Raw genomic sequence first — 20,453 nt, 5'->3', positions numbered from 1 at the left:
TAATAATGAAAAGAGAAGCTCTATATTATGTGAGAAATTGGGCAATAAACTGTTGGAGGCGATGCCTTTCGGAAGGGTTTGCCTCCATCGCCTGTTTGCAGAAGCGAGCACGAACATAAGCTAATTCCCGATTAAGTTTTCGACTTAGCGTCCAAAACTCATTATGTTTCCCTGCTAAAAGAGCTTCATCAATAAACTGGTTTAGCTCTTGATCGCTTACACCGAACTCATCACTGAGCAGGTTAAAAACATATTTGTCTTGGGTAAGAATCCACTTTTCAGGCCATTCAGAACCAGGTAGATAACTTATGTGACTCTGTGCCCACTGATTAACCGTTTTTTTGGTCTCATCATTGGGGCTTTCAAGGCGCTTGTTTAAGGTATTAAGGTGCTTGCCTTCCAAATTGGCCTGATCACCATCAAGGATAGCACAAGCTGGCAAGCTGATTTTTGCTTTTCTTTCCCTGTAACGAGAAGCCATTTGCTGTATGATTGCTCCTGCAGAACCAATGGGCAGAATGTTGATACGTGACCGAAGATCATTGGAAAGAGTGCTTTCTAGAATAGCTTGGGCGACCTCATCCTCTACAAAGATGTCTAACTCTGCCAAAGATCTTCCAGACAGCTTGCCAGTAGCATATGTGGAAGAAACGCCATATAAAACTTTTGTGTAATTACCAAACCGTTCAAGAAACACACATGCTTCTGGCGGAAGACAATCAAATATTGCTGCTGAATGTGTTGTACAGATGACCTGAATTTGTTTTTCAGCACAAATTCGTTTCAATTCGTAAATAAGACGCCGCTGTGCTTCTTCGTGAAGTCCCAATTCTATCTCATCCAATAAAATTAGAATTCCTCGATTCTCTCGGATATTTTGTGTGCAGTCGAAGATTGTTGAGAAAATGTCGAAAAGAGCGCTTTCCCCTGCCCCCATGTTGAACCCAGAGTAGGTGAGACCTTTGCTCCTGACGATAGGCAAACGATATTTCTGATTGTTTGTATATCCATACTGAAAATCATCATAATCTCGATTGAGAATGCGACTGACGATTTGCCGAACCTCATCTTCCCAACCAAATAGTGATGTTGCGGAGAAAATTTTGCTGTAGTTTCTAGCTGTACTTTTTTCTGCATCTGGCAGGACCCGTTCTATACCCATGTAAACTACATTCCGAGGAATACGTTTACTATAATCTGTCCATTTCCCGCCTTGTTTTTTTCTCTGCAGTAACCAACCATCGCCAACCCCATCTGGCTTTTCATTGGTTTTGCGCCAGCGGTTATATCTATACTGGTAAAGTATAGATATACCTTCCGGGGGGACTTCTTCGCTTGATTGAATAAAAAAATCTGAAAAAGTGTAATAAGTTTTTTTCCTTCCAAAGGGAACAAATCCTGAATCGTTATTGTGATATGCGCATGAGGCCAGTGCTAATAAAGTGGTTTTCCCTGTGCCGTTTCTCCCTGCAATAGCTGTTATCGGGTATAGGAAATCTACTTGAAAGGGCTGCTCATTTGTACCGCGTAACCCTCGGAGTTCTCCAGGCGCAATTTTAATTGAAATTAAATTGGCCTTGGTATGATCATTTTGAAACCATCTAAAGTTCCGCTTATCAATTTCTTCCATGTTATTAGGACATAAACTTACTTAGACGTATTCTAAGTTCTTTGCTCGACACAAAATATCCCTGCGCCCGGGTAAGGTTAGCTTGGTCCTTGAATAATAAATCGCCATGCATTTGCAGCTGTTCTGCACCTGCTTCATCAAGGATCATTCGAGATGCCGCACCATCATTAACCCTCAAGGCAACTCTGTAGTTCATTAAGTTGCGAATATTTGTTGGAACTAAATCAGCTGACGGTCTTTGTGTGCACAGGATTAAATGGACGCCACGACTACGACCAAGCTGTGCTACACGGCGCAAGAGTGTGTAAAAGGCGTGCTTGCCCGCTCTGTCACCCATTAACTGATCAGCAAGGTCAGCAAACTCGTCGACAATGATGACCCACGGTGGCAGCTGGGATTTGTTTTGTTTGTTGAACTCACCGATATCACGGCAATGAGCGCGTGTCAGCATCTCTTGGCGCTCATTGAATATTTGATTTATCTGCGTCTGTAATAATTGAACGGCTTCTGCCGCATCTGCAACGACACGCGCGTTTTCCAAATGAGGTAAGCCTTGAAAGAAACTAAAATCCTCTGGCTTTGATGTTGATATTATCATGCGGAGAGTGTCTGGATTTGGATGAGTTTCAAGCAGGCCAAGTATAATGTTATACAGGAACATGGTTTTTCCCGAACCTGTGGTGCCTCCGACCAATAAATGCGGCATTTGACCCAAATCATGAATAATATGATGTCCTTCGGGTGTAACACCGATTGGAATATTCATTCTTTCTAGGGTGTCTTCCGGCTTGAACTGAGAAAGAATGCTAAGAAGTTCTGCTTTACCCCGATTAAGTCTTGGTACGTCTAGAGCAACTTCGTCTGAGTTGGGTATAGTATTGATCAGCAATCCGGATCTTTGCATTTGCCGACCAATGTCTTCAAGAGTGTTTCGAAGTGGATCGAGCTTTTGCTCTCTCGCTAGCCGCACATAAAAACGCCAGACATTGGGCCCCCTTACGGCACGTTCGGGATCGCAGTTGTCAATCTGAATGCGATATGATTGACAAGCTCGAAGGAACAGGGTAGCTAGCTCTTCGACTTCCTTTGAACTTTCGGTTGTAATGGTATTCGGTTCGGGCATTGCATCAAAGTGAGGGGGCGATGCGCTTGACGAGATTGACTCACTGATGTCATCAGATAGTGTTGGTTGAACTATATCGGGCATCGCAGAGTCATGTGAAACAATAGGGAATGGATCTTGCGTAGAAGAAATCTTTTCTCTCTCGTTAAATGCAGGCTGTTGAGCAACCAGGTCTTGAATAGCTTTAGTACCTAGCTTTACAAAAGTGATAGACTGCTCTTTATATTCTTTTATCGTTTCACCCACGTTTTCTTCTAGTTGAATGTGGATGACCATCCCCTGACAAACAACAGGCTTAAGTGACCTTGGCTGCGCGAATGCATTTTTCAAGTTTTGGTACCAGTCGTTTTGCCATTGTGGGTCATGAATTTCTCGAAAACATTCTCGGTATAATTGATATTTTAAGACCTCACGACGTGCAGGCGTGAAAAGTGGTTGTTCATCCGCTGATCCAAAAATAGGCCTTAGAATTTCCAGAATTGCTTGTATTTGATCTACTGCATGACCGACTAGTTGCTTTTGCCCCGATATTGTGTCTTGTTCAAGGCTTGCCTTTGAAATATCTTCGAGAGCTTTTACCTCAATGGGTTCTACTATGATTTGATCGTTTTGAATCCTCATGCCTATTAAATCAGCACGTTCATTGCTGTTTGGTCTGGCTTGAAGCCATAGTTGGGCAAGATTAGAGTCTAATGATGCTATCAAGGAACCTGGATAATGCGTTATATACCACTTCGCGGCTAGTAATTTACCTAACAAGCCTTTCCTCTGTGCCTCACGAGCGGCGGTGTCTCCTCCGATCATCGAGATTGATAGGATGCTTTCAGCTGCTATGTGCCCAAGATTGCGTAACAGATTGATGACTGTAGACTCTTCTGGTTTCAGGTTATAGCGACGCAATAAGTCGGTGAAACGCCTGATTGACTGATTGGAGACCTTCGCCCATACTGCTACTTCGCGTCGATGATCCTTTTTCTCCCCTAAAGGTACACCGTTTTCAGGAGCGTAAGCCGTTAGCACGCGATCTGCAACAGCCAACCATCTAGTTGCTTCTGTATTGAGAAGGTTGTTTATAGCTGAGAGATCTGCACCTGGATCAAACTGCATTCTTATTTGACGCCCGGCGGGTAAGCTTGCGGCTCGTTCAATCAAAAAGTGATAGTGCGCAAATACACCATCTTCTGCTTCTGATGATGGTGCAATTGTGCCTCGATTATATATGCTGTTGTATTCATATTCATAGGTTATGACGAGAGGGCTAACAAATAAATGACGTGCACGTGGCCCAAAATCTACCTGATATTGTGATTGATCAAAGATGTATGTAATGTGGGCTGGTTGTGATTGTAGAGAAGTTATCACCGCTTCAATTGTTTTTTCTCTAAAAAGGTTGATTGTAAGACGGTTAGTCCTCATTAACTCGGCCAGATCGTGATCGCGATTATCGAAATCCAGTTGAACAAGTTCGCCAAGTTGGTTCTGATCACGGGTCGTATAGCTGTGTATGACTAACTGTGTGGATCGATTTGCTTTTAAGAATTCAGTCGATAATCGTAGTATAGACGTTAGGCTTGGTACATCTACAAGTGATAATCGTACTTGTGGGATGCTATAGGGTGCGAATTCTAGCCATTGGCGTAGTAAAACTTTTATAAATTCAACGCCATCGTCTCCTAAATAGCGATTAGTATGATTTTCATAGGTGGGCAACGTTTCCAGGTGACCCGCTTGCGGAAGAATTGTTTGTCCTTCTGATACATTAGGGCTAAGCACCAAGTAGTGTAAAAGGTGGGGCATCTTAGGCAGAGCTTCGGCTAGTTGTGTTTGCTCTTCCTGTGTGAGGAGGCGATGGCCCGCATGAACTGCATGTAATACCTCACGATAGCGCCAAAGATGCAGAGGATGTAACGGTGTGAGCATAGCCTTCCATTCGTCAGGATCTTTAATGTAGACTGTGTCTAATCGAAGTAGCTCCGTTGCTATGAAGGCCGTTGCTCTAGCGTCTACTTGGTGTAATGTTGCTTCATGATCTTTATACAAGCGCAGTAACTCGCTGTAAGCATCTAAATAATCATACAGAGATTGCCTTGCCTCGGGATATCCTCCAAACAGTACAAAAGGATAATTTAGTAATAAATCTAGATGCTGTAGCAGAAAAACCCTGGTTTCAATGAGCTGATTGATTGCTTGAGAAAACGAGATCTCATTTGGAATATAATTGTCGAAGGCTCGAAGTAGTGAAAACAGGCAGTGTCCTGCTTCCCCTTGTGCGGGATCATCCGGATTATAGGTTTGAATGTCTTCTGGCGTTGCTTCTGATATGGCTTCCTTTAGTCCCTTTCGTGGAGTGTGCAGTATTCCACCCCAATTGCTACCCGTGCAAACAAAGCCGATGAATTTTCTCAGACTATCAGCCCCTAAGTCAGGCTGCAAGTATTGATCTCCAAATCCTTTTGATATTAATGTTTCATCTTCAGTTTCTTTGGGGTTTTGTAAGCGCCGTTTTAGAAACTCTCCCAATTCCTGTAGACCTTCTTGAGATTCAGGATCTTGACTCACTACACAATGAGCTATTGCTTTGTGCAGGGCTTGGCCTCGGAGGGGCTTTTCTAGTTCATCAACTTCGTATTCCCCGTTGTTTTCGATTGATTTGGTAGAAGGCGTTTTTTTCCGTGAACGAGGTAAAGGTCTTCCTGCAGCGAGTAGTTGTTCTACCGTAGCAAAGTCCAAATTTTGTAATACTTTGCGATTCCCTCGGAAGTAAAATTGCTTGAGTAATGTGAATGCCTCACTTAAGCGTTTCGCATCCGCCCCTTCAGCTTTGGTTAGAACATTTCCGATCCTTCGCCTGCTTTGTTCAGATAGTTGCCCCATTGCTTCGATAAGTTCTCTGTTTCGACGAAGGCGTTCCTTACTGTTCTGATTTTTATCTAGCAAGGCACTGTCACAGAGGAGTCCAAGTTTCCACATATTATTTGCAATAGCGCTTGTGTTGTTTCTATCTTGTTCTACTGCCTGGACGAAATCTTCAATCATTGAAAGTGGGAATGTGGCAGCCTCATCTTGCAGTGCTTTCCAGAACTTGACTTGTGGTTCATTGTCTGCCAGATTTACTTGGGCTTTGCCTAGTATGAATTTGGTTAAATCGCGAGCAGTTAGGATATCAAAATCACTTAAAGAATGTGATTTGTGAACTTCTCCCTGGAGGAAAACAACAATCTTTCCAGCCAGTTCGGGATCGTTTCGCCAGGCTACTGCACTTTCGATGTTGTTTGATGAAATAATTGACTCGGTTTGAGGTGAAGAAGGGTAATCACCAATAGCGGCAACATATAGAGGCCCCCCTGATTTTGTGGCAACCAGGGATGCAATTTCAGATGGTGATATTGTGTTTATATCTTTGATAATTATTCCAAGTCGACACTGTGGTAAGTGGTTGCCAAGCATTTCTGCTATTAGTTCATTGCGATTTGGGTTCATTGCCTATACCTCCACGGTTACTTGGAAAACACCGTCCGCCAGCATGTGCCCTAAGTCTAACCCACTGAGGCGCGTGGCAAATTCGTCTCTGTTTTCGGTTAGTGCTGTCTTATCTGCTTGGTAAATACCTGCATTCACCAACAGGTCTTCGTCATCTACCCCTCCCCCAATGATGATGCCGTAATGATGCCAAAAACGTTTTTGTAGAGCAGATAAGCTTATGGACTCCCCTGGCTCGATAACACCTCGAATAAGTACTTCGAGCATGTCCTGTTGTAGTGCAAAACGCTTCGTCGGTTGTGTATTAATTGGAGGCCATAGCAAGCCAGAACGATGCCCTAGCTGTCTCAGGTATGTTATTGGATTTCCTTCAGCCTCACGAGCCATGATGTCATACATGGCTTGACCACAAACATAAAAAGGTGCGTTTGATTGATTCATTTCATTGAGAGCAAGTTGCCATATCTCTTGAGCATCCTCCGATAACTCTTTCCCACGATATAGAGGAGGTGATTCATTAAGAATTTGGTCTACAGTGTAACGATATTTAGTCCTTAAAATTTCCCCAAAAGCCCAAGCGTAAAACCGCGAGATGGACTGACAGGACAGAATGTAGCTCATTGCCGATGCTCGGGCGATTGGCCCCGAGGAGTTGTCGGAAAAGTCTAACAAAAAGGGAACGATTTGGTTTTTGTTATTGGGTACGTAAATACTCTCTAAAGATGTCAGATATCGAATCAATGTGAATGATGCAAATAATGTTACTAGTCTTAGACCAAACAATTTGTTTGGGTGTCGCGTTATATGTTTATGCAGTATCTGGGATGAATGAGCCAGGCTATCCCATAATGCCTTGGGTGTTTCTGGCAACCTTTCATATTGAGCGAAAAACGTGACTTCACTGGGATTTATTGCAGGCACATAAGCTTTAGTCTCAGCTGATAATAAAGGGCTGCATAAATTTGTGATAACATCATCTTGTGTTTCAAGAGACGTTTGTATGTAGCTAACAAGGGGTGAACGATGCCTGTTGAGCCATTCTGCAAAAAATTCACCACCATCTTGTGCAATTCGGTCCTCGGATACAAAATCTTTAAAGCCTGCAGAATAAGATTCCATGCGATCTCGATGCATATAGACACCCTCATCTGCATTGAGGATGCCTTTGAGCATTAGGCGAAAACGAGCCAGATCACTGCCATTAATTTCTTGGTCAACACTTTTCTTCTTTGTTAAACGTTCCAAGATGATTTCATGCTCATGACCTTTAGGTACTTGCCCATTTTCTTTTTGCCAAAAGGTTACACGGTTTAGCAGTTCCGTATTCGTTGTATGGTGTGTGATCGCACGAAAGAGACCGTTAGCAATATGTACAGGCTTTACGCTCCGGGTATTGGCACCAAAGCCTATGAGCTTGCGCTCGATTTCCCGTTCGCGCTCCTCCTCAATCCTAAATGGCATTTAGTTGCTCCTTTGATTTATTGCTAGGTATTGCTTATCTATTAAATCAACAAGTACCGACAGTTCTTCTCTTGTAGATGTATTTAGGACAATGATTTCTGTTTCGTCATGGCTTGAGTTATGTGATGTTCTTGCTAGTTTTTCCATAAATTGCCAAAGTCGTCGAGTCGCATCATTATCGATTGATAGCACGGGTACGCCTCGTCGGCATTGAGCAATAACCTCAAAGACGGAAAAGTCTATTCGCAATCTTGCTTGGGGATAGTCTTTTAACCGAAGCAAGACGTGATCTTCAACTAAATCGAAAGCTTTGGCCATTGACGGTGAGAGACGTGGGTGGACAATTTCAAAACTGCCTCTAGGATAAGTCATCGAGGAATATATAATGCGACGAGGAGACTGGTTAAATCTATGACTTTGCCATACTCTGAGATGATTTCCGTCATCTTTGTCTCCAAAGAAATGGTTGATCCCTCGAATTAATAAGCGTAAGCTTTCACGCTCCGGCATTGCTAAGAGTTGGGCAAATTCATTCTCGTCGTCATTGTCGAGACTCAACAAATCATTTCCGTTTTTATGGAAAAAGAAAAAAGCCCTTTTCCGCACCTCAAAACTGTCAAGATTTCCTGGATCTAACGAATCCTTCCGTTTTTGCCATTCTGGCAGCCAATCATCGATACTCGTCTCCGCATTCACTAAGCGATCGTCCCATATCGGATGTGCTACTTTAGCTGGATCAAATGTGCCGCTCAACAAATCGAAAATTTTACCTTCGCCAGAATATGGTAACTGTGGGAACGACGTGCTTTCGTTGCCACTTTCCTGTAAGATTTTTTGGCAGGATCGCCCTCCAAAAACAAGATAAGAAATTAACGCTTGTAGTTGACGTAGCGTAACATGATGCCCGCGGCGGCTAATTCTGTTCAATATGGCTTGTACGCGTTCTTGCACTCTGGATGTGCGCAAAAGTGAACTGTTTTGTAAAAGATCGCACCCGGCTTCTAGCGGGCAGGCTTCACAAGGTTTAAGCAAATTAGGATCTGTTAGTTTTTCGATTGCGTTTTTTACAACATCGGGGGCAAGTATGTTTCTTCTGCTCAGATCGTAAACCACTACATATGAATTTAAGCTTTCGGCGGCACTTGAGTAAATCACAGCTTCTTCAACTTGTCTTTGTGCTTCTTGAATAGGTGCGAAATCTTTGTAGGTGTCCGCCATATTTTTGAGAACAGCTTCATTAATTGCCATGCAGAAGGGGCGCCCCTCAGCATATGCTCTTTCCCACTTTACCTTTAACTGTCCATTGGGTATAGCGCTGGCATCCATCTCTATAATCGGCTTGATCGGCAAATTTTGTAAAACATTGGCCCATCTGCGTATTAAGTGGGTTTTGCCATCACCGGGATTGCCCGTTAATACAACAGATTTGCCAGCCTCTAGCGCCTTTTTGATTTCTCTGTCCAAGTTGGTTGGTATATGGATCGCTTCTAACCATTGAGAGTCCATGCCATCGGCTTGCGCGCTTGCACCCCGGTATAATTTTAGAATAAGTGACCGCAAGCTAGAAGAGGTAGAATCACTTCCTGTTGTCATGAGTAACTCCTCTACTATAGGTGTAAAGTTGGTTGCGTGTATGTTTGCCAAATCTTTGCTGACGAGGAGATCGTTGAGTTTAAACTTAGCGATGCGTTGAAGAGCTTTTTTGTGATTTAGGCGCATAAGCAACCATCTTTCACGCCAATATTCGACAATCTTCTGAGTGCCTTTTGCAGGATCATCGTTAGGATCAAAATAATATCTTGGATTATCTTCTATACCCCGGAAATAATTTGCCCCGTTGGTGCAAAGCCAAGCCCCGTAAACTATGCGACTCATAGAATGTTTAGTAATTTCTGCCGAGGTGAATTTTTGCCCAGATTCTAGAACTATATTAAGCGCTTGTCGTACCGCGCGGAGCTTAGGACTTGCGCCCTCTCCAAAAATATGATGTACGTAAACGTTTCCATTCGTGCTTGCTGCCTCTTCAAGGCTTTGCAAAGTATCCCTACTTATATGCAAAGTACCATAACCACTTGTCTCGCCAATATTTTGCCAACGAATTTCAGGAGCGTCTTGTTTGAGCAAGTTTGCAGGTAACCTCAATCTGTTATACTGACTCGATCCAACACGATACAGAGAAGTGGTCCCTATAAAAGCCAGCTCGGCCGGACGAATTACGGGCTCCCCTTTCATACGCGATGCTATGTCGCTTGGTCGTTCGCCGTAACGTTCTCGATAATCAAACACGACCTGCGGTGAAAGCATAAGCAACGCAACTAACTTCCCTCCGAGTATTTCATTGTATGGTGGTATTGCTCCGCACACATTGAGTTCCAGCATGCTTGTGCCAATATGCCGGTTTTTGTGGGCAATTAGCGCCCTTCTTACAGCCGTTTGCCCATTCTCTGTAGCCAAAAATCGTTGCCAGGTAGATGTGAAGTCAGGCTGATTTAAAAGATCGTTCAACTCTTTTCTTGCATGTAGTAATTGGGCCAAACGCTCGGCACGTTTTCGTCTATAGAGTGCTGTTTCAGCTGTTTTGCTGATATTGCCTAACTCGCTGCGATCTTGTGTGAGATCATCTTCGTCATCGTTATCTGCGTCTATTTGTAACCGCGCCCTCCAATCAATCAAAGCCTGCTCTCGTTCGGCAGAAGATCGAGTCACTATATTTGCAAGGCGTAAAAAAAGACTTTCAGAAGGATTTTGGCATTCTTGTTCAGAACAAAGATCGGTCAAATCGATCTCATCTATTGCGAAATGAATGAATTTGAGCAATCTTTTGAAGCTTTCGCGAACATTATCTGGGTTGGGTGTACGGCTTACTTCTTGGTGAAAGGAATCTAAAGACCAACCTAGAAAGTCATCTCGACAGGCGATGCGTAGGGGCGCATTTTCTAGCGATGCAATACCCATAATTGGATGATATGGTCTTGCGGCGTCTCGTATAAGGTATAACATTGTCCGCCCCGGTGTGTTTTCCGCAGGAGTAGCCCATGTGAGACGGAAATATCTCCATATATCACCTAGCTTGTGTCCGGAATGAATGCATCTTTCGCCTTCTCTAACAAGTTGTAAGTACGGTTGTATTTCAGCTTTTAGCTTTTGAAGCTTTTCGTTTTGATCTGCGATACTGGCTATGTGGGATAGGCTCTTGGCCAGTTCTTTCCCGTCTGCAATGAGCGCAGTTACGGGGAGTGAAGCAATGCCTGCTTCGGGCGGGCTTTCCATTCTCTCTATAAAGTCCCGAGATTCGTTTATTCGTTCTAGTCTCGGTGTGGCCATGGCTTGCTTGACTTTGTTTTTTGCCTGTTTGATTTCATCATCTGTCGCTGCAGAGTCTTTGAGTTGAGGAGGCGAGATTTCTAATGTTCCAGCATGCCAACGATAGTTCCAGCCAACACGTAACAGGTCTCGAAATAAAAGCCATGAGGCCCTATATATTTGTCTTTGCTTAGGATTGATTTTTGCCTGTTTAACCGCCCACTGGACTTCTTTTTGAACCACTTGGTTAACTTCAGAAAAGATTGCGTCTTTTTCAACGAGGCGCTCAATACGATTATAGAAGCGTTCTGCGAAAAGACCTTTTAAGGCTGGGCGAAATGGGACGAATTCAATAGACATGTAAATAATTATTTCCTTACATAGTACGATAAAAAATAGATACGGTATTTTACAATGCCTACCCATCTGGCGAAAGTAATGCAATAAAGCCCCCCTCGTCTAAAATTCAAGCTTAGATTTTGTCCTAACGAATCGCACATGGCTCCCCCCACCCCATCAGTACCCAACATTCATTTCTCTATGTGTCGCGTCTGAGAGCCGTTTTAAGCAAAAGTTTGATCCAAATCCGCGCCGATTTTTGCCGAAATAATTGACACCTTGCTTTTGGTATACCAGCGTGTATAATAGTGCAAGTTGGTACATTTAGTGGTACACAATGGTACACGTTAAGGAGATAAATGAATGGCCGCGAAAGTGTTTACCGTTGAAAATCGCAAGGGGGGTGTCGGCAAAACGACAACGGCCGTTACCCTTGCTGTGGGATTGGCGCGACGCCTGCATGATGATGGGGGCGGCAATGTGCTGGTCATTGATATGGACCCGCAAGGGGATGCGGCGCGCGGGCTGGGGCTTAACCCCAACGGCCGTTGCGTCAGCAATGTGTTGCTCAGTGATGGCAATGTGGACATCCTGCGTGACAACGTGATATCCGCAGATCGCGGCGACGATGGCGGTCCTTCCCGCTCCAACCTGTACGTTCTTCCCGCCAGTGATAAACTAAGTGAAGCGAAGGAAGATATTTTAACCGAGTTCGCTTTGCTGGCTGCCCGTTCGATGCGCAGCCGGCGCGGTGGGAATGAGGCGCACCTGGTGGATATTCTGGACGAGAAGCTGGGGCTGGCCAAACAGGCTTTCGCCTACATCATCGTGGATTGCCCGCCGACGCTGGATTTGCTGCAGCAGGCTGTGCATCAGTATGCCGATTATGCCATTGTTCCGGTAAAAGTTGACTTTCATGGCGCTAGCGCCACCGGCCGGCATACAAGCAACATCTTGCAGGACCAGGCGGAGGGCATCGACATTACCATCGCGGCCATTGTGCCCACGTTTGTCAATGCCCGGCACAATCTGACCAAGAGTATGATGCGCGAACTAACGCGCGTATACGGGAAGCAGGTCATCGCCATGCCTGTGCCCAACACAGTCAGGGTGGCGGAAGCTCCGGCCAGTGGTGGTCGCACTGTTTTGGAATATATGCCGGACTCGCCGGCAGCGATAGCGTATCAGGATTTGGTTGACCGCCTTTATGCCCAAGGATAATTGATCATGTCATTTGACGATCCTTTTGCCAATGTAGAGCCACAAAAGCCCAAAAAACCGGCCCGCAGCGGCCGCAAGAAAGACAAGTTCGATCAACCGCTGGATGTTTCGCGACGTGACGCTTACAAAGCGACCGGCACCGGCGGCAGCGCCATGCACGGTGAATATTACCAGCTCACCACCCGCTTGCCGGTGGAGGTTGTCGAGCAGGTGCGTGAGTGGGCGGCGGATCTGAAGATGACGCAGCAAGATTTGCAGCGCTACTGCTTTTATCGCGGGTTGCAGGCGCTGGAACAGGGGGAACGGCCTGAGGTTGAGGAAGTTGTCGTGCGTAAAAAACTGAAGCCACCGGAATAATTTGTGGTTGACAGGAATAACATTCCAGAGAAATAAGGGGGGTGCACGTTACGTGCACCCCCCCTCAAAGAAAAACGAAAGCGAGAGATAATATTATGGCAGACAAAGCATTGGTGCCTATTGAGCAAAAAGAGGTGCTGTTCTATGATGATGAGATCCCGGCCGTTCTCATTCAAATAGACAATGAACAGGACATATATATTCCACTACGCCCTATCTGTGATCATCTTGGTCTTGACTGGTCCGCGCAGACACGCCGTGTCCGCCGTGACCCGATTCTGAGTAAGTATGTGAGGTTTGTTGCCATTACGGCAACAAACCCCGAAGAGGCTCAAAAAGGTGGCAATCCGAACATGTTCTGTCTTCCGCTCGATTACCTGAACGGTTTTCTCTTTGGTATTTCGGCAAATCGCGTCAAGGAAGAGCTGCGCGACCGCGTTTTATTGTACCAGGAACGATGCTATAAAGTGCTGTATGAGGCGTTTCAGGAGGGCCGGCTGACAGCGACAACGGAGTTCGATGAGTTGCTGTCAAGTGATACACCGGCCGCTCAGGCGTATAAAATGGCACAGGCGATTATGCAGATGGCCCGGCAGCAGCTGCTGCTGGAATCTCGCCTGGATGCGCAGGGTAATCAGCTAATTGACCATGAGCAGCGCTTGGAAGAAATAGAGGCGACGCTGGGAGATACAGGCCGTTTCGTCACCCCCGATCAAGCGATGCAGATTAGTCAGGCAATCAAGACCATTGCCGGCGAAGTTCAGAAGCGCACCGGGCGCAATGAATATGGCAAGATGTATGGTCAGCTTTACCGCGAATTCGGCATCACCAGCTATAAGCAGCTGCCGGCCAGTAAGTTCAACGACGCGATGGTGTGGTTGACCAACATGTTTCGCAACATCACTGGCGCGACGGGAGATGATGTGCCGTTTTAGGTGGGCGGCTCAAGTTCGCCCATGGTTGCTGCAGTCTCTTTCCAGATGCGCTAGCTCTTGAACAGGGGAAGTAAAGACCCCAATGCCACCATATTCATTGACGCCTTTACAGCAAGCTATTTTGGATGCGGTGCGCCAGTATCCAGGTCGCTTCTCCCGCAGCGGCCTGGCGAAGATGCTGGTGGGGGCGAAATCCTGGCAGGACACAAGCTTTCCGGAATACGGCCGTTTCTCGCAGCATCGCCGGAAGGATGTGGGCTACCAGGTGGAAGTTATGCTTCAGCAAGGGCAGCTTCAGCTAGATGGTCGGGATTGCCTGATTCCAGTCGTTTCCGCAGATGATGGGTAGTACCTACCCGCAATCACTTCGCATAGATGTTTTCTCTGATGAAATTGACAATTTGGTTACTTGTCGGTAACATTTCACCCGCTCTTCTGGGAGCCGTCTAGTACTTTAGTCCCCCCACAAATTTGCATCCCCAAAACCACAGCGATATACTATAGGTTATGAAATTGGTTTATTTTGGTTTAATCATAGCCTTTGGGCTATGAGTGGAGTAGTTTCGATGACCACGTCTGAAGAAGCAGGCAAAGATTTCGCCCAACGGCTGGACTATTTGTTTAAGCGGTTTACGCATCCTGACGGCCGCGAGTTCAGCTATGAGGAAGTGCAAAACGGCACGGACAAAGCGGTTACGGCCGCTTATATCTGGCGGCTGCGTACCGGCAAAGCCGCCAACCCCGGCTATTGGGTGATCAAAGCCCTGAGCGACTTCTTCGGCGTCGATCCCAACTACTTTTTCCAGGATGAAAAACAGGCCGTAGAGATGGCCGACAAACAAGCCCGAACCAACTTGGCGGATCGTCTGCAAAATGATTCCGTCAAGGATATCGCCTTACGCGCCAGTGAACTGGATGAAGCAGGGCGGCAGGCTATTTTGGGCATGATTGATTACATCCTGCACAAGAAAACAGAATAGAGGTATCGCTATCCCTATGACCGTTGAAGCAAAAATGAAAGCCGTACTGGATGAACTGGACTTCGATTTTTCGCAGTTTACGATGGACAGCTTCGTAGACTGGATTGAGAGGAGCAGGGGGCGAAAGATTCGCTTTATCCACTGGGAAATGCCGCCGGGAATGTTTGGCGTTTGGATGTCAGATGCCGACGAGCCGATTGAGCATGTTTTTATTGACAACAGTGTTCCCCCCATGCACCAGGTTCACATTCAATTGCATGAATTGAGCCATATTCTCTGTGCGCATCCCACTGCTCGCCTGTCCAGGCATGAGATGGGCGCGCTGCTGCTCAAAGCGGCGGAAGACCCTGGTGTGCTAAACGAAGTGCTGCTGCGGGCGCCGGCGAAGAAAGAGCTGGAAGAAGAGGCGGAAATCATGGCTGCGCTGATCCAGCATCAGGTGATCCGGCACGAGCGGCTGCAGCAGCTGGGCGTGGCCGCTTCGTCCAACGAAGGTGTTATTGATCACCTCCAGTCATTGGGATTGGTTTAGGCATATGTGGGATAAAGTTGTTATTGCCACACTGGCCTGGTTTGTGACTATCTATAAGTTTGACGCGATGCGGCGCGATGGGCAGTGGCGCACCGGCTCGGTGACATTCTATTTCTGGGCGTTTTCCCTTTTCACATCAATTGGTCTGACCCTGATGATCTGGCCCGTCTATCTGGCCTTTGATCGTCTGGCGGGGCTGGCGAACCTGGGCTGGTTGGTGATTTATGTGTCATTTGCGCTGGCGATTTATTTCATCTCCGCAGGCTGCTATATCGTGCTGGAGCAGCCCAAACCTCGACTCATGTCCTGGAGTTTACTGCTGACCGTGGTTGTGTTGACTATCGTCTACGCCGTCGGCATTGTCACGCTGCCCGAAAAGGCGGACCATACCGTCCCGGAAGTGCTGGCTGAAGTCATCTTCATGGAGACCATTTACATTTACATAGCCGTTTTGTGCGCTATCCCCATGTTTACCTTCATCCGGCTGGCCCGGCACGAGCAGATTGTTTCGGCGCGACTGCGGTGGCTGGTGGGCTTCTTTGCGTCCTTCTTCTCGTTCGTCGTTTTGCTCATCAAAATTGTGCTGACCGTGCTGGCCTTTCAGAACCCGGCAACGCCCGCATTGACGATTCTGTATCCTTTGATCACGGTGGGGATTGTGGCCGTCAGTATTTTCATCACGCTTGCTTTCTTGCCCAACAAACTCTACCAGGCGGCGGCACGGCCGTTTGAGTTCCTTGACAAGCTGCTGGCTCTCTACGAGTTAAAATCGCTGCAGAATCGACTGGATCCCCTCTGCCCACCCGTTGTGACCGGGCGTCTCCGCCTGAAAGATGTGTTGGGCGACCTGGATTATCATCTCTACCGGGCGCTGATCGCCATTTGGGATGCCAAGAAAACATTGTCCGGCTACGTTGGTCTTACCCATGACCTAACTCAGCTGCCGGTGACCGCCATTCACAGCCCCGGCAGGGCCTTGGCCGAATGGGATGCGCAAAAATTACAGCAGGCGCGACTTTTGCACGTCTCGCTGCAAACGGTGGATGACGAGCAGCCATTTACGGCGTTGGTGAAATCATACCAGCGTGTTAGCCGAACCGTGCGCCGGAAGCTGGGGGTCAAATTCTCTCTCGGAGGTACCGCTCTTGACGTCGCCTACCAAAGCTGAAGTCGGCCAGGATCGCCTGGCTCGACTGCTATCGAATGTTTTTCACCCCTTTCTGGTGTCCCTGATCACGCTGATTCTGGTTATCTATCTGGACGGCACCCCGTTTTTAGACGCCATCAAGTGGACGGTCATTGGCTTTGGCATCGTTATTTTGCCGTTGACCATCTACCTGGTTTTCAATGTCCGGCGCGGCCGTTACAGCGATTGGAGCATCTCGATCCGGGAGCAGCGCCACACTATCTATGTTCTGGCCGGCATTTGTTTCGTGATTTTAGTGCTTACCTTCATCTGGGCCGGCGCGCCGTCCATTGCCCTGGCTTGCCTGTATGCGGCGCTGCCTACCGTGGCCATTGCGGCCGTCATCAACCGGCTGGTGACGAAGATAAGCCTCCATGCGGTGGCGATGGCCGGGTGTGCGGCGGCGCTGTATTGGGTATCGCCGCTGCTGGGTGTGCTGTTGGCGCTGGCAGGCATTGGCGTCAGTTGGGCGCGGATGCGCCTGAAACACCACACGCTGGCGCAAATCCTGTTGGGGTGGGGGGTAGCCGCCGGTAGCGTGTTTGTTATTTTTGGATTGTATTTGTAATGGCAAGGAAGGATAGCGCATGATGAGGCCATAAAAGAAAAAGCCGTTGCCAGTATGGGGATACTTGCAGCGGCCTTCAAACAACGTTTTCAACGTCGCCCACCGGGGTTAGCGGTGTATCAAATTCAGGCAGTATTATAGACAGTTTTTCTCGTCTTACCAACTTCCCCGGTGTCGTCATACAAAGTACAGGCGTACTCAGTACGGGCGTACACGGTACGCAATGCATTGAACCGTTTCGTTCAGGCGCAACGGCCGTTTGCGCGGCACATCCACGCGCCTGCATCATAGTCGCTGGAGGCAGAATTTGGTATGAAGATGAGTCGAAAAATCCGGGTGGTGGTGATAGATGATCAGGAAGTGGTGCGTATAGGGGTGAGAGCGGCGCTGGAGAGCAACGGCCGTATCGAAATCGTGGCCGAAGGAGCAACAGAAGCCGACGCGCTCCGGTTGGCCAACGCCCATCACCCGGACGTGCTGCTGCTGGGCTTGAACACAATCAATAACGCCAAGCTGGCGCACAGGACCTTATCTGCTTTTGACACCATTCGCCGCCTGGTGAAAGGCTGCCAGACAAAGGTTCTGGTACTGTCACGGCACGGTCAAAAAGGCCTGATGCACACCATGTTGCACGCCGGCGCCAGCGGCTTCATGCTCAAGGATGAAGCCATGAACTCTTGCGAGGCGTTGGCGCAGGCTGTAGTGGACATTTTTCGCAAACGAAAACTCCCCATGAGTCACACCCTCTACGAGAAACTGTTCCTGCCTGGCCCGGAGATAGACGACATGCCCCGCTTGACAAAGCGGCGCATCGAGATCATGCAGGCAATTGCCGATAACCCCCATTTAACGCTGGCGCAGGTGGCAGACTTGCTGGGCATTGCTGAATCCACTCTGCGCAATAACCTGAGTGCCATCTCCCGTACTCTGGACACGCCTAATGTGAATGGTGCCATGATAGAGTGCTTAAGATTGGGGATAGTTCAAATCAATCACTAGCTTTCACTCTGGTTTAGAAGATAAGAGCAGTGGACTTTCTGTAAGAATTCCTAACGGTTTCAAAAGTTGCATGGCGTAGAGTATTCTCTGCGCCTCATCTAATTCTGGTGCTAGCTTTTCTAGAATCTTGAGCGCTAAGTTTATACGGGCCTCTTCGATTTCCAGGCGTAGCTTCTCGTTTTCTAGGCGCATTCTTTCTACTTCAGCCTGGGTTTTCTCGGGACTTGTTTCTGCCTCAATTCGTTTAGCATCAATTCGATCTTTTTGAGCACGAGCACGTTTTTCGTGTATATCAGCTTTCGCGCTTTCAATCTGTATTCGTTTTTCTTGTTCCTCAACTTGAGACATAGTCTTCGAATGTTGTCGTCGCCATGGCACAACCATGTCCCGTACCACTTCTGTAGCCTCTGCTGCCCCATCAAGGTTAACATTTATGGGTGAATTTGCGGATATCGATTTTATACTAATATGGGTAGGTGGTCTCTCAAGAACTTTATCAATTATGGTTTGGAGGTCAGATATTGCATTCAAGTACGGTGCGACAACTTTTTCCAAAAAAGCAGGTGACAATTCTGTAGGCCCGTCTATATTTTCTGGTACAAGAACTATAGATTGGGAAGGAGAAGAATACTTAATCTGCCCCGTGGCTTGCAGAGCAATGGCGGCTTGGTTTGCAAATGTGGTCAAAATCTCCTTATCTTCGTCTGTAAATGAGTGTGGAGCAGAATATTCGAAATTTAACACGCCTATTACATCGTCCCCAGATGTTATAGGCACGGATAATTCGGATAGAGATAGTTGTAGTTTGAGGGTCAATTCTTTTCTTAATTGTGTAATGCGCAATAAATCTTCTTCTATACTGCGTCTTATTTCTGCATCTGATGCATTTTGTAAATTACTCCGTTTACCTACAATGAACAAAATCCCCCTGTCATCAATAGCTAATGGTAACTCAGAATTTGCTGAGGCGTCTAGCAGAGTTTTAGCAATAGCATCAGAGATTGTTTTTTCTTCCGATCCTTCAAGAACTTTTCCTAAAGGCATCCGAAATTCATAGCGATCGTCAAACAACATGAATTCAACCTTCATATTGTCGAAGGCAAGAAGTATTGTTTTATCATTGACAACATTTGATGAGATGCCGAATAAGTTTGCTGATTCTTTTAAAAGGGTAGCTATCGACTTGGTTGTTGGGTTCATTTCATATTCCGAAAAATTTTGTCGAAACTGCCAAGGAGTATATATATACTATTCTTCGGTATAAATATACTCTAGAGCGAAAAATAAAGATGAATAAGATCATGACTCGATGCACAAATGACCAATCGGCTGTGGATAACGGCCTGACGGTCATAAAATTGTCTGGGCAACTGGACGCCAGGCGGTTAAAGAGTCATGTATATGATACCGTAAGGCAAGGCGAGTACAAAAACGAAACGCCGCGCCAATAGCTTCCATCGCGTCCTCAAACCTTGACCCCCCAGACCCCATAACCTGAATCAATTTGATGTTGCCCTTTCCCCATGGCGGGTGGTCGTCTGCTGCCTGTTAGCCGCTACCTGCCTATGGATTGGACACAACTGTAAGGTGAATGTATGAAGCGTATCAGGCACATCACTATCTTCCCCCTCATACTGGCCATGGCCGCGCTGCTTGCCGCCTGTGGCGGTTCGGGCGAGCCTGGTTCTCCAGATTGCGCCGGCGATGGTATCGCCATCATCCCCACGGCCACCCGGCAAACAGACCCCGACCTGTTCAGCCCACCATCGCCGCCTGACGGCGGGGATGGCGCGGATTACTGCCCTACACCCATTCCGGCCGAACTACCGGCCGAAGATTTCCCCGAACAATTCATTACTACCGAAGTCGTCAATCTTTCCCTGGACGTGGCCAACCAGGATTTAGCGGCCACGGCCGTTGGCGATGACATGCTGGCCGCGGCCTGGCTCAGCGACGGCGATATCTACGTCGCCCTGTCACGCGGCGGCAATCATTTCCAGGTGCGCCGGGTGGACAGCGGTAACAGCGTTTCCCTGGCTTTTAGCCGTGCTAACCGGCTGCATGTGGCCTATGAACAGGACGGCCGTATTCTCTACCGCGCCGCCGACCAGGGCACACACCCGGCTGATGTGGCCCCGCTCATCGTAGAAGATGTCCTGCACCCGGTGACAAACGGCCGTACCCCGCAGGTCGTCGTCGATGAACTCAACTGGGCCCACGTCCTGTACGAGCAGGATGGCAGTATCTTCAAAGCCAAACATCTTTCCAACGAAACCTGGCTGACGCAGTTCGTCGCCTACGGCACCAATCCGGCCGCCATACCTTTCTACAATGAGAAA

Annotated in this window: 14 protein-coding genes and 1 pseudogene; 10 read left to right on the top strand and 5 right to left on the bottom strand. The window is 47.3% G+C overall.

All coding sequences use genetic code 11. The features are described from left to right. Nucleotides 1–25: 25 nt before the first annotated feature. The 4 genes from ACOQPU_RS00195 to ACOQPU_RS00180 are packed head-to-tail and all read right to left on the bottom strand — an operon-like array spanning nucleotide 26 to nucleotide 11,357. Nucleotides 26–1,630 carry an ATP-dependent nuclease gene (locus ACOQPU_RS00195; RefSeq protein ID WP_420640465.1) on the bottom strand — a complete coding sequence of 535 codons (1,605 nt, stop codon included), beginning with the start codon at nucleotides 1,628–1,630 and terminating at the stop codon, nucleotides 26–28. 4 nt (nucleotides 1,631–1,634) lie between these two features. Next, the gene (locus ACOQPU_RS00190; RefSeq protein ID WP_420640464.1) at nucleotides 1,635–6,233 is read right to left on the bottom strand and encodes a DNA translocase FtsK; all 4,599 of its coding nucleotides are present in this window, start codon (nucleotides 6,231–6,233) and stop codon (nucleotides 1,635–1,637) included. Between the two features lie 3 nt (nucleotides 6,234–6,236). Then, the gene (locus ACOQPU_RS00185; protein WP_420640463.1) at nucleotides 6,237–7,694 is read right to left on the bottom strand and encodes a hypothetical protein; all 1,458 of its coding nucleotides are present in this window, start codon (nucleotides 7,692–7,694) and stop codon (nucleotides 6,237–6,239) included. After that, nucleotides 7,695–11,357, bottom strand: coding sequence for a Druantia anti-phage system protein DruA (locus ACOQPU_RS00180; RefSeq protein WP_420640462.1), 3,663 nt, complete (start codon nucleotides 11,355–11,357; stop codon nucleotides 7,695–7,697). It lies immediately after the preceding gene. 342 nt (nucleotides 11,358–11,699) lie between these two features. On the opposite strand from ACOQPU_RS00180, the gene ACOQPU_RS00175 reads away from it, so the two are divergent. The 9 genes from ACOQPU_RS00175 (at nucleotide 11,700) to ACOQPU_RS00135 (ending at nucleotide 18,114) form a co-directional block, all read left to right on the top strand. After that, the gene (locus tag ACOQPU_RS00175) at nucleotides 11,700–12,557 is read left to right on the top strand and encodes a ParA family protein (protein ID WP_420640461.1); all 858 of its coding nucleotides are present in this window, start codon (nucleotides 11,700–11,702) and stop codon (nucleotides 12,555–12,557) included. A gap of 6 nt (nucleotides 12,558–12,563) precedes the next feature. After that, complete coding sequence (locus ACOQPU_RS00170) at nucleotides 12,564–12,914, top strand: hypothetical protein (protein WP_420640460.1); 351 nt, start codon at nucleotides 12,564–12,566, stop codon at nucleotides 12,912–12,914. Between the two features lie 95 nt (nucleotides 12,915–13,009). After that, nucleotides 13,010–13,849 (top strand): phage antirepressor N-terminal domain-containing protein, encoded by an 840-nt coding sequence (locus tag ACOQPU_RS00165; protein ID WP_420640459.1) that lies wholly within the window; start codon nucleotides 13,010–13,012, stop codon nucleotides 13,847–13,849. Nucleotides 13,850–13,931: 82 nt separating this feature from the next. After that, nucleotides 13,932–14,198 (top strand): hypothetical protein, encoded by a 267-nt coding sequence (locus tag ACOQPU_RS00160; protein ID WP_420640458.1) that lies wholly within the window; start codon nucleotides 13,932–13,934, stop codon nucleotides 14,196–14,198. A gap of 217 nt (nucleotides 14,199–14,415) precedes the next feature. Then, nucleotides 14,416–14,829, top strand: a complete 414-nt coding sequence (locus tag ACOQPU_RS00155; RefSeq protein WP_420640457.1) for a hypothetical protein — start codon at nucleotides 14,416–14,418, stop codon at nucleotides 14,827–14,829. Between the two features lie 16 nt (nucleotides 14,830–14,845). Continuing rightward, nucleotides 14,846–15,361 carry a hypothetical protein gene (locus ACOQPU_RS00150; protein ID WP_420640456.1) on the top strand — a complete coding sequence of 172 codons (516 nt, stop codon included), beginning with the start codon at nucleotides 14,846–14,848 and terminating at the stop codon, nucleotides 15,359–15,361. After that, complete coding sequence (locus tag ACOQPU_RS00145) at nucleotides 15,330–16,529, top strand: hypothetical protein (RefSeq protein WP_420640455.1); 1,200 nt, start codon at nucleotides 15,330–15,332, stop codon at nucleotides 16,527–16,529. Before ACOQPU_RS00150 ends, ACOQPU_RS00145 begins: the two co-directional genes overlap by 32 nt. Then, on the top strand, nucleotides 16,507–17,115 hold the full coding sequence (locus tag ACOQPU_RS00140; RefSeq protein WP_420640454.1) for a hypothetical protein: 609 nt from the start codon (nucleotides 16,507–16,509) through the stop codon (nucleotides 17,113–17,115). Before ACOQPU_RS00145 ends, ACOQPU_RS00140 begins: the two co-directional genes overlap by 23 nt. Nucleotides 17,116–17,433: 318 nt before the next feature. After that, nucleotides 17,434–18,114 carry a response regulator gene (locus ACOQPU_RS00135; protein WP_420640453.1) on the top strand — a complete coding sequence of 227 codons (681 nt, stop codon included), beginning with the start codon at nucleotides 17,434–17,436 and terminating at the stop codon, nucleotides 18,112–18,114. A 3-nt stretch (nucleotides 18,115–18,117) separates the two neighbouring features. On the opposite strand, the gene ACOQPU_RS00130 is transcribed toward ACOQPU_RS00135, so the two are convergent. Beyond that, nucleotides 18,118–19,314 (bottom strand): GAF domain-containing protein, encoded by a 1,197-nt coding sequence (locus ACOQPU_RS00130; protein WP_420640452.1) that lies wholly within the window; start codon nucleotides 19,312–19,314, stop codon nucleotides 18,118–18,120. Nucleotides 19,315–19,709: 395 nt separating this feature from the next. Here ACOQPU_RS00130 and ACOQPU_RS00125 point away from each other — a divergent pair. Further along, nucleotides 19,710–20,453, top strand: a pseudogene (locus ACOQPU_RS00125) (hypothetical protein); the annotation flags it as partial.

The sequence above is a fragment of the Candidatus Leptofilum sp. genome, assembly GCF_965223285.1.
Classification (GTDB): Bacteria; Chloroflexota; Anaerolineae; order Promineifilales; family Promineifilaceae; genus Leptofilum.
Note: the sequence above shows the minus strand (reverse complement) of the source record. Positions and strands in the feature narration are given on the sequence as shown.

Excerpts from the sequence above, each read along its gene's own strand:
- ACOQPU_RS00160 (WP_420640458.1), top strand. The coding sequence starts at position 13,932 with ATGCCACCATATTCATTGACGCCTTTACAGCAAGCTATTTTGGATGCG.
- ACOQPU_RS00150 (WP_420640456.1), top strand. The coding sequence starts at position 14,846 with ATGACCGTTGAAGCAAAAATGAAAGCCGTACTGGATGAACTGGACTTC.
- ACOQPU_RS00180 (WP_420640462.1), bottom strand. The coding sequence starts at position 11,357 with ATGTCTATTGAATTCGTCCCATTTCGCCCAGCCTTAAAAGGTCTTTTC.
- ACOQPU_RS00175 (WP_420640461.1), top strand. The coding sequence starts at position 11,700 with ATGGCCGCGAAAGTGTTTACCGTTGAAAATCGCAAGGGGGGTGTCGGC.
- ACOQPU_RS00165 (WP_420640459.1), top strand. The coding sequence starts at position 13,010 with ATGGCAGACAAAGCATTGGTGCCTATTGAGCAAAAAGAGGTGCTGTTC.
- ACOQPU_RS00185 (WP_420640463.1), bottom strand. The coding sequence starts at position 7,694 with ATGCCATTTAGGATTGAGGAGGAGCGCGAACGGGAAATCGAGCGCAAG.
- ACOQPU_RS00135 (WP_420640453.1), top strand. The coding sequence starts at position 17,434 with ATGAGTCGAAAAATCCGGGTGGTGGTGATAGATGATCAGGAAGTGGTG.
- ACOQPU_RS00170 (WP_420640460.1), top strand. The coding sequence starts at position 12,564 with ATGTCATTTGACGATCCTTTTGCCAATGTAGAGCCACAAAAGCCCAAA.
- ACOQPU_RS00195 (WP_420640465.1), bottom strand. The coding sequence starts at position 1,630 with ATGGAAGAAATTGATAAGCGGAACTTTAGATGGTTTCAAAATGATCAT.
- ACOQPU_RS00190 (WP_420640464.1), bottom strand. The coding sequence starts at position 6,233 with ATGAACCCAAATCGCAATGAACTAATAGCAGAAATGCTTGGCAACCAC.
- ACOQPU_RS00155 (WP_420640457.1), top strand. The coding sequence starts at position 14,416 with ATGACCACGTCTGAAGAAGCAGGCAAAGATTTCGCCCAACGGCTGGAC.
- ACOQPU_RS00130 (WP_420640452.1), bottom strand. The coding sequence starts at position 19,314 with ATGAACCCAACAACCAAGTCGATAGCTACCCTTTTAAAAGAATCAGCA.